Source organism: Chamaesiphon sp. VAR_48_metabat_403 (genome assembly GCF_031422475.1).
Classification (GTDB): Bacteria; Cyanobacteriota; Cyanobacteriia; order Cyanobacteriales; family Chamaesiphonaceae; genus Chamaesiphon.
In genome coordinates, this window is record NZ_JANPLS010000110.1 from 1 (window position 1) to 7,936 (window position 7,936).

Annotated in this window: 8 protein-coding genes and 1 pseudogene; 3 read left to right on the forward strand and 6 right to left on the reverse strand. The window is 44.8% G+C overall.

What is annotated here, in order from left to right; translation table 11 throughout:
- The 6 genes and pseudogenes from RMO79_RS05740 to RMO79_RS05765 all read right to left on the reverse strand — a co-directional run.
- Window positions 1-185, reverse strand: a pseudogene (locus RMO79_RS05740) (Uma2 family endonuclease); the annotation flags it as partial.
- Between the two features lie 38 nt (window positions 186-223).
- A complete protein-coding gene (locus RMO79_RS05745) occupies window positions 224-508 on the reverse strand; it encodes a type II toxin-antitoxin system RelE/ParE family toxin (RefSeq protein WP_310482097.1) in 285 nt (94 codons plus the stop codon).
- Window positions 505-735: an addiction module protein gene (locus RMO79_RS05750; RefSeq protein WP_310482098.1), complete on the reverse strand. Its 231-nt coding sequence runs from the start codon at window positions 733-735 to the stop codon at window positions 505-507. Before RMO79_RS05750 ends, RMO79_RS05745 begins: the two co-directional genes overlap by 4 nt.
- A gap of 167 nt (window positions 736-902) precedes the next feature.
- The gene (locus RMO79_RS05755; protein ID WP_310482099.1) at window positions 903-1,487 is read right to left on the reverse strand and encodes a hypothetical protein; all 585 of its coding nucleotides are present in this window, start codon (window positions 1,485-1,487) and stop codon (window positions 903-905) included.
- Between the two features lie 71 nt (window positions 1,488-1,558).
- Window positions 1,559-2,344 carry an endonuclease VIII gene (gene nei, locus RMO79_RS05760; RefSeq protein ID WP_310482100.1) on the reverse strand — a complete coding sequence of 262 codons (786 nt, stop codon included), beginning with the start codon at window positions 2,342-2,344 and terminating at the stop codon, window positions 1,559-1,561.
- Window positions 2,345-2,575: 231 nt separating this feature from the next.
- Window positions 2,576-3,490 carry an o-succinylbenzoate synthase gene (locus RMO79_RS05765; RefSeq protein ID WP_310482101.1) on the reverse strand — a complete coding sequence of 305 codons (915 nt, stop codon included), beginning with the start codon at window positions 3,488-3,490 and terminating at the stop codon, window positions 2,576-2,578.
- A gap of 184 nt (window positions 3,491-3,674) precedes the next feature.
- On the opposite strand from RMO79_RS05765, the gene RMO79_RS05770 reads away from it, so the two are divergent.
- The 3 genes from RMO79_RS05770 to RMO79_RS05780 are packed head-to-tail and all read left to right on the forward strand — an operon-like array spanning window position 3,675 to window position 7,750.
- Window positions 3,675-4,898 (forward strand): glycogen/starch/alpha-glucan phosphorylase, encoded by a 1,224-nt coding sequence (locus tag RMO79_RS05770; protein WP_310482102.1) that lies wholly within the window; start codon window positions 3,675-3,677, stop codon window positions 4,896-4,898.
- A 31-nt stretch (window positions 4,899-4,929) separates the two neighbouring features.
- Window positions 4,930-7,335, forward strand: a complete 2,406-nt coding sequence (locus RMO79_RS05775; RefSeq protein WP_310482103.1) for a GAF domain-containing protein — start codon at window positions 4,930-4,932, stop codon at window positions 7,333-7,335.
- Complete coding sequence (locus RMO79_RS05780) at window positions 7,310-7,750, forward strand: response regulator (RefSeq protein WP_310482104.1); 441 nt, start codon at window positions 7,310-7,312, stop codon at window positions 7,748-7,750. Before RMO79_RS05775 ends, RMO79_RS05780 begins: the two co-directional genes overlap by 26 nt.
- Window positions 7,751-7,936: the final 186 nt, after the last annotated feature.

A 7,936-nucleotide genomic window follows, 5' to 3' on the forward strand; every position in this document is an offset into this window, starting at 1 on the left:
GCATCGATCTGGACGCAAATTTTGGTCGTAATTAAAGCTGCAACCTCTTCATGCGAGCCTGTTGGTTCCAAATCGAATACCTCTCCGTCAATTAGCTCGTAGCGATTATCGCCACCATACAGGTCTATAAACTTATCAAAACTGATGGGTTGCTGTTGGATCGATCGATCGATGGTAGTGGTCATAAGCTAACTTAGCCAAACTAATAGGTTAATTTTACTCGTCAGAGGCGTTCTTGCCAGTAGTTTGGATCTCGGCGACAGCTTGCGATCGCCGCAATTACGATTCGATCTGGATAGACTCGGTATAAAATGGCGTAGGAAAACTTGAGAGTTAAACAACGACGAATCTGACCTTCAACGATCGGCCAGCGTTCTGGTGCGCCAATAACTCGAAATATGGCATTTTCGATTGTGTCGATGAAATCCTGTTGTTTGTCATGCTGTGAAAAGAATTGCACGGCTTCTGCATATTCTTGCAGGGATGCTGGGTGAAATTCATATTTCATTTCTTTAAGAGTTGCCGTATTTGTGCCAGCGCAACATCTCCAGGAATTGTTTGGACTGCGCCACTATCGATTTCGGCAATGCGTTCTTGAGCTTTCTGCACTGCTTCGGTCAACATATCTCGATCGATTTCTACTGTCATGCTCTCCACAATTTTGTCAATGAGGAGAGCTTTGGCTTCATCTGATAACGCAGTTGCTTCTGAAATGAGTTGGTCTAGGGTTAGCATTGGATCGTTTTGCTCCAAGGGACTATTCTGATTTTACTCGATCGAAATACCTGACGATTAAAATCCTGATGTTAAAGATATTCAGCCATCATTGTTTGTGGATGTTGGGTTTCATCCTTCTACCCAACCTACGGACTACGGACTGGCTTAAATGAATGGCTTGGTTATCAACCTGCTTTTATAGCCATTTCCTGTAGTAAGTTGAGATAATTGGAAGCTGGAAAGTACTGAATTGTAAATTGCAACATTAAGTTTATTGCGTCTTTCAAAGCAATCTCATAGCTTTCATTGTTGATACGACGGCATTTATTATTTGCATATCCAATAATAAACGCACCTATAACTTCGTCAGGGCAGAATGAAACGATGGAAGAAGGAAAATTCCTGATATCAAGGAGAATGTCTCCAGATAATTTAAATAAAATCTCCCAATCCGCACGGGTTTGATCCCAAAATCCTTCTAAAAAATTAGCAGCTACTGATTTCTCAATCGAGTTTCCTTGCTGGAATAGTAAATAAACGCCAACCTCAACTGGATATCTCCGCTCTAGATCGCCAAACCTTCGACCTAATTTCCATGATTCTTCCGTACAATAAGCATCAATCTTCGTTAAGATCTGAAGATGCTCGACTAGGGTACTTGTAACCAATTCATCAGTAAACTGACCGAGAAAGGTTCCTGCCTCTTCCTCAAAGACATCAAAAATTTCTTGTTCTAGAAAGTCGTTAATTATTTTTTTCTGTGCTTCCATTTCTATAATGTGAGACTGGCGGCTTAAGATAATGAGATCGACTCGAAGCCGATCGGTTTAACAATGATGGACTATTTAGCTTGACAGCTTGGGCAAAAATAAACTCGTCGCCCGCCGAGGGTATCTTTGAGAATTTCGGTGTGGCAGAGGTGACAGAGGCAATCTTGGCGACTGAAGACCCAGTGGCGGTATTGACGGCGGGTTTGACCGCTTTGTTTGAGTTGTTTGACGATCGCCAAGCTATTGGTAATCCCCTTAGTGGCATAAGATTGACGTGGGAGTTCGAGGAGGGCGATGGCTAGTTTCTGGAGTTGGTCGATCGAACAATCCACTGGCCTTAAAGCGGGATGAATCCCCGCTACAAATAAAACTTCGCTGCGTAAGTAGTTGCCCAAACCGCCCAAAAAATGCTGATTTAGCAGCAGTGCGGGAAATCCTTTGCGATAAAAGGTTTTACTTTGAAGCCTGTCAAGCACCATTTCTACTGTGGTGGTGGCTTCTAAAACATCGGGGCCGAGTTTTTGCAAGAATGGATGGGCGGCGATTTGGTCGTCGTCTAATACGTCAATATCTGAGGCACTGTAGAGAAGTGCCGATCGCTTTTCGGTATGAATGGCTAACCTAAGCTGTCGATTGGTGGTTGGATAGTCGTAGGCGCGTCGAGTGTACCAAACGCCGTAGAGTTGATTGTGACTATAAATGGTGAGCTGGTTGCTGAAGCGAGTCAGCAAGGCTTTGCCCTTGGGTGTAACGGAGACAATCCGGGCGGCGGTGAGTTCGGCTTCAAAGAGTTTCAGGTGGTCGAAAGCAAAGGAGACTTCTGTGAGGGATCGATTACCTCCGGTAGGCTCCGCCAACGATAATATCTTTAGCGATCTTATCAGCGGCTAACTTAATTTCTGGACCTTCAGGCATGGAGTTTTTGTGCCATGGCTGGCAAAGATTTATATTATCCTAACAATTGAAAGGCATTCACTACAATTGCCTCAATCTCGCGTAAATCCTGCTGATTCACGCGTAGCTCAATGCGATCGGTTTAATGAAAAATGGATCGAGTTTGTCGCGGATCCATACCCAACTCCCATCTCTTATTCAAACCAATCATCAACCCCAAACCCCATGCTGCGGGTGAGATTTAGTTTCGATGCCAGTTGCATAGCAGCGGTTTTGCCCACATTAGTTTCTAACACTGACGAAAACACGACATCGAGCTGGTAGCGATTAATAAATTCGGCTAATTGCCAGGGAAACCCAGCAATTCCTGGTTTGATAACATAAATACCCCGCCAACCGCTAGTATATGTGGCTTGGAGGCGATCGAATGTCGCGACGGATTCATCTAGCGCGATGGGGACGGTATATTTGCGAGCTAATTCGATTGTCTCGGCGAGTAAATTGGGTGCTAGCGGTTGCTCGATAAACTCGATTTGGGCAGATCCTGCTATCGCCGCCAACCACTGCTCGGCTAGTGCATAATTCAATCCGCCATTGGCATCGAGCCTAAGTTTTGCCCCTGGGAGTAAAGCCGCCATCAATCGTGCCCAGATTGCTAGCTCCTGGGCGATTGGCAGCACTCCAATCTTCCATTTAAAGGTGGTGTATCCTTGACTTACTAAGGCTGGCAAGCACTCGATCGCAGTGGCACCAGCGGGCAATAGCGCGCTCATTGCTAGCTCGGTTTGTGTCGGCGGATTTGGAGTTGAAGTAAAAGCAGTTAAGGCACTCCCACATCCAAATTGACAAGCAGGTAAGTTATCGGGGATATCATAAATTTGACGGGTGGTAATAGTATCGCCAATTTGTTGACACCACTCGATCGCACTTGCAAGCGATTCCGAACCAAACCACGGGATCGGCGCAATTTCACCCTGTTTCGCTCTACCTCGCTCGTCAGTAAGTCGAACGATTATCCCCGATCGAATTTTCCACTCGCCATGACTGGTAAAGAGCGATCTCCGAAACGGACGATGATAAATTGAATAACTAAATCGATAACAATCCATATTCTCCCTACTGCCCATCTCCCAAACAAAATCCCCAAATTCGATCGATCCTCACAAGTTCCTCAAACTTCTAGGTTAGTATGTGTCTCCAGGTAGTTAAGTCAACCATCCATCAAAATTCTATATTTACAAGAATATTTCAAATCCTTGACATCGATCGCGACATGCCGCAGGAATCTAAATCATGATGGAAAGTATCAATTTTCGGGCAGGAATGAGTGCATTACTTTTACGAACTACTCAAGCAACATTAGCTGAGGTGCCCCCAAAAGCGCGTGCGATCGATCGCCTCGGTCGGTTGAGATCGATACCCGCTAAGGTATCGCGCCATCGAGATCGCTGGTTGGTAGGTGCAAATTTAATTCAAATTCAACCGCCTGTACAAACCGAAAATCCTGCATTTAGTTCGCATCAGTGGTTATTGTCTGGAAATCCGCGCCTAGCTCAAATAGTCACAGCAGCCATCGGAGATCTCTGGATGACTTATATCGAAGATTTAGAACAACTGATACCTTTAGCTGACGATCTACAGTTTCAATCTCGTTGGCAAGCTGTCAAACGGGTAAATAAGCATGTATTGGCCGAAACCTTGTATCGGATGGAGGGGATCGAAATCGATGTCGATTCGTTATTCGATCTTCAGTTACAACCAATCGGCGGACAACACCGACAATTATTAAATATTTTACATATTATCAATTTATTCGATCGGCTCAAGCAATCTCCAGACACCGAAATCGTCGCACGTACCTTTATTTTTGGCGAGTTGGATGAAGTTTCCACTGCCACGGAGGCTGATGCCAGCGAATCTACCGACATAGATTTTAGTCGATCGATCGTTGCCTTAATTAAATCTGTAGCCGCAGTTATCGCCGCCGATCCGGATGTTAGTAAAAAATTGCAGGTAGTTTACGTTCCTGCCTCGGCTGGATTGACTAGTCAGATGTATGCAGCCGCAGATGTTACCCAGCAAATTTCGACAGCAGCGATCGAAGATGTGAATTTAAAACAGCTTGAGGCTACCGTAAATGGGGCGATCTCGATCGGCAGTTTGGGCAAAACTAATTACTGGCTCCAACAGATTGTCGGCGAAGAAAATTGTTTTCGATTTGGATTGGCAATTCCCGAAATTGCTTTATTTAAAGAGTACGGGTACGATCCTTATAATTACTATAAATATTATCCCCAGATCCGGAAAGCGATCGATTATTTATCATCTGGATATTTCACACCTGAAGAGCCAAATATAGGTCGCTCGATCGTGGCGACATTATTGGGGGCAGATGAGCATATGGTGATGGCAGATTATATCTTCTACGCTGCTTGTCAGGCTCATGTTAATGATACTTACGCGCAAGCATCAACATGGACGCGAATGTCTATTTTAAATGTAGCAGGGGTCAGATAATCGACATTTTCAAATTTTAGCCGATCGTCCGATGAAAAATATTGCCTCCGCCAAGGTATCGATCGGCTTTGTCTCGACACTAATAGTATTAGTTGCCAATGCTGTGGTGGCTCACAACAGCATTAATTCGATCGCCGAAAATAATCGATCGGCAACTGCCAGCGAACGCATTCTTACAATGCTAGAAAAGATGATTTCCACCTTAACCAATGTGGAAATCGGTCAACGCGAATACCTATTGACAGAAAACCCCCAATACCTTGCCGCTCGTCGCATTGATATCGCCCAATTGCGAGAGCAAGTAAGGTCTTTGGTAAAATTAAAATCCGATTCAGCACGAGCGGATGCGGGCAATTCGCTGGTGAAATTGCCGCAACTTGTCGGATTAGAACAGACATTCGATCGTCACCTGAACGAATTAGCTGCCACGATCGAAGCACGTCAAGCGCGAGTATTAATCCCCGCACGCCAACTCGTGCTAACCCAACAGGGGCAAAAAACGATCGAGCGCATCCGCCAAATGACGACAGATTTGGATCGATCGGAACGAATCGCACTCGATAACTTACAAGCTCAGTCGAGACAGAGTTTAGCTGATACCCGGATTGCCTTCGGGATTTCTGGGTTGTTAGCTTTATTATTACTGGCGATTCTGTATGGATTAGTCAATTGGGATCTAATTGATAAACAACGAGCTGAAGCGACACTGCGCGATTATGTTGCCGAATTTGAAGAGCTGTACCACAGCGCACCCTGCGGTTATCATTCACTCGATGCCAATGGCGGATTTTTACGGATCAATCGCACTGAGTTGCAAATGTTGGGTTATGAAGAAGCTGAAATTGTCGGGCAAAAAAGATTTATAGATTTGCTTTCGCCAGAAAGTCTCCAAACATTTAACGACAATATCTCGGTAGTAAAAACACGCGGCTGGATTCGAGATATCGAATTTCAGATGATTCGTAAAGATGGCCAAATTGTCCCGATTAGCGCGACAGTTGTGGCAATTTGCGACAAAAATGGCAAGTACCTCAGCAGTAGAGCGACAATTATCGATATTAGCGATCGCGTGCGCTTGCGAAAACAAACTCGACTATCTGCCGAAATTTCCCAAAAAATTCGTCAATCTTTACAACTAGAAGAAATTTTACAAACTGCTGTCGAAGAAATCCAAAAATTATTAGTAGTCGATCGGGTTTTAATATTTAGATTCGATGCAAATGGCTCTGGGACGATCGTTCAGGAGCAAGTTAGCAATGATTATCCCACAGTACTAGGCAGTAAAATTGTCGATCCTTGTTTCGACCGCGACTATTACACCCGCTATACCCAGGGGCGCATCCATACAGTTGCCGATATCACTCAAGCCGGATATGTAGATTGTTATGTCGAATTTTTGCAGCAATTTGCAGTTAAGGCAAGTGCGATCGTGCCCATTTATTTGCGCGATGAATTGTGGGGATTATTAATAGTCCATCACTGTCAGTCACCCCGACAATGGCACCCTAGAGAACTAGAAATTATGGTGCAAATTGCCAATCAAATTGGTATTGCTCTCGCTCAAGCGCAATTGCTCGAACGCGAACAGCTTCAACGCCAAGAATTAGTCAGATCTAATGCCGAATTAGAACAATTCGCGCACATTACCTCCCACGATCTTCAAGAACCGCTGCGGATGATTATTAGTTATCTCCAACTCTTATCGCGTCGCTATGAGGGCAAATTAGATGCCGATGCCGATGAATTTATCGGCTATGCCGTCGATGGTGCCACCAGAATGCAAGCCTTGATTCAAGCATTACTGAGCTATGCACGCCTCAGTAGCCGCAAACAGCCCTTTGAGGCTGTCGATTGCAATATCGTAGCCCAAGATGCAATTGCTAACCTCTACGTAGCAATTAAAGAGAGTGGCGCAACGATTTCTGCCGCCCCACTGCCGATAGTTTGGGGCGATGCTACTCAATTAACACAGCTATTTCAAAACCTGATTGCCAATGCCATTAAATTTCGCGGCGAAATTCCACCCCAAATCGAAATTCGGGTTAAACCCGTCGATACTTTTGGTGCAGCAGTCCCCGCCGATATGTCCTCATCACTAACAGACGATCTGGCGATGTCATCGGATTGGTGCTTTGCAATTGCCGATAATGGCATCGGCATCGAACCTCAATATGTCGATCGAATTTTTACGATCTTTCAACGTTTGCATACGCGAGTCACCTATCCCGGTACGGGCATGGGTTTAGCCATCTGCAAGAAAATCGTCGAACGTCATGGTGGTACAATTTGGGTAGAATCAGCACTCGATCGATCTAATTTAGAATCGCCTCAGTATTCAAAGATACAACAAGATTGTTACGGGTCGGTATTCTACTTTATAATTCCAGCGGTAGGTAGTATCAATCCTCAACATGCCCATAAACAGCCGCGCCATTGAAATTTTACTCGTCGAGGACAATCCAGGGGATGTTAACCTCACCCGTCTGGCTCTAGCCGATCGAGAAATCAATGTTAATTTAAGCGTGGTGGCAGATGGTGTCGAAGCAATGAACTTTCTCCACCGTCACGGTGAATATCATCAGGCTATTCATCCCGATCTGATTTTACTAGATTGGAATTTACCCCGCAAAGATGGTCGAGAAGTCCTAGTTGAGATTAGATCCGATGAAAGATTGCAGCGAATTCCAGTTGTCGTACTTACTACTTCCCAAGCTGAGGAAGATATTCTCAAGGCGTACAATCTTCATGCCAATTGCTACATTACCAAGCCTGTAGATTTCGATCGATTCGTCCAGATCGTTCAGTCGATCGAAGATTTCTGGTTCACGATCGTTCAATTACCCCCGGAGTAGGTTTTAGGCTTTAGGCTTTAGGTTTTAGGAGAGATGGGAGATTTTGGATTTTGGATTGATAATATCTAAGTCCCCCAGTCCCCCACTGCCCCCATACCCCCCGACCCCCAAACCCCCCAACGCAGCCATGAAAAAGGTTTAAAAAAAATTGGTAATTTAACTAAAAAATGTGAAAATAGATTGTTT

What these genes read in the sequence shown, in the direction of transcription:
- RMO79_RS05745 (WP_310482097.1), bottom strand. Translation starts at nt 508, where the DNA reads ATGAAATATGAATTTCACCCAGCATCCCTGCAAGAATATGCAGAAGCC.
- RMO79_RS05750 (WP_310482098.1), bottom strand. Translation starts at nt 735, where the DNA reads ATGCTAACCCTAGACCAACTCATTTCAGAAGCAACTGCGTTATCAGAT.
- RMO79_RS05755 (WP_310482099.1), bottom strand. Translation starts at nt 1,487, where the DNA reads ATGGAAGCACAGAAAAAAATAATTAACGACTTTCTAGAACAAGAAATT.
- RMO79_RS05765 (WP_310482101.1), bottom strand. Translation starts at nt 3,490, where the DNA reads ATGGATTGTTATCGATTTAGTTATTCAATTTATCATCGTCCGTTTCGG.
- RMO79_RS05770 (WP_310482102.1), top strand. Translation starts at nt 3,675, where the DNA reads ATGATGGAAAGTATCAATTTTCGGGCAGGAATGAGTGCATTACTTTTA.
- RMO79_RS05775 (WP_310482103.1), top strand. Translation starts at nt 4,930, where the DNA reads ATGAAAAATATTGCCTCCGCCAAGGTATCGATCGGCTTTGTCTCGACA.
- RMO79_RS05780 (WP_310482104.1), top strand. Translation starts at nt 7,310, where the DNA reads ATGCCCATAAACAGCCGCGCCATTGAAATTTTACTCGTCGAGGACAAT.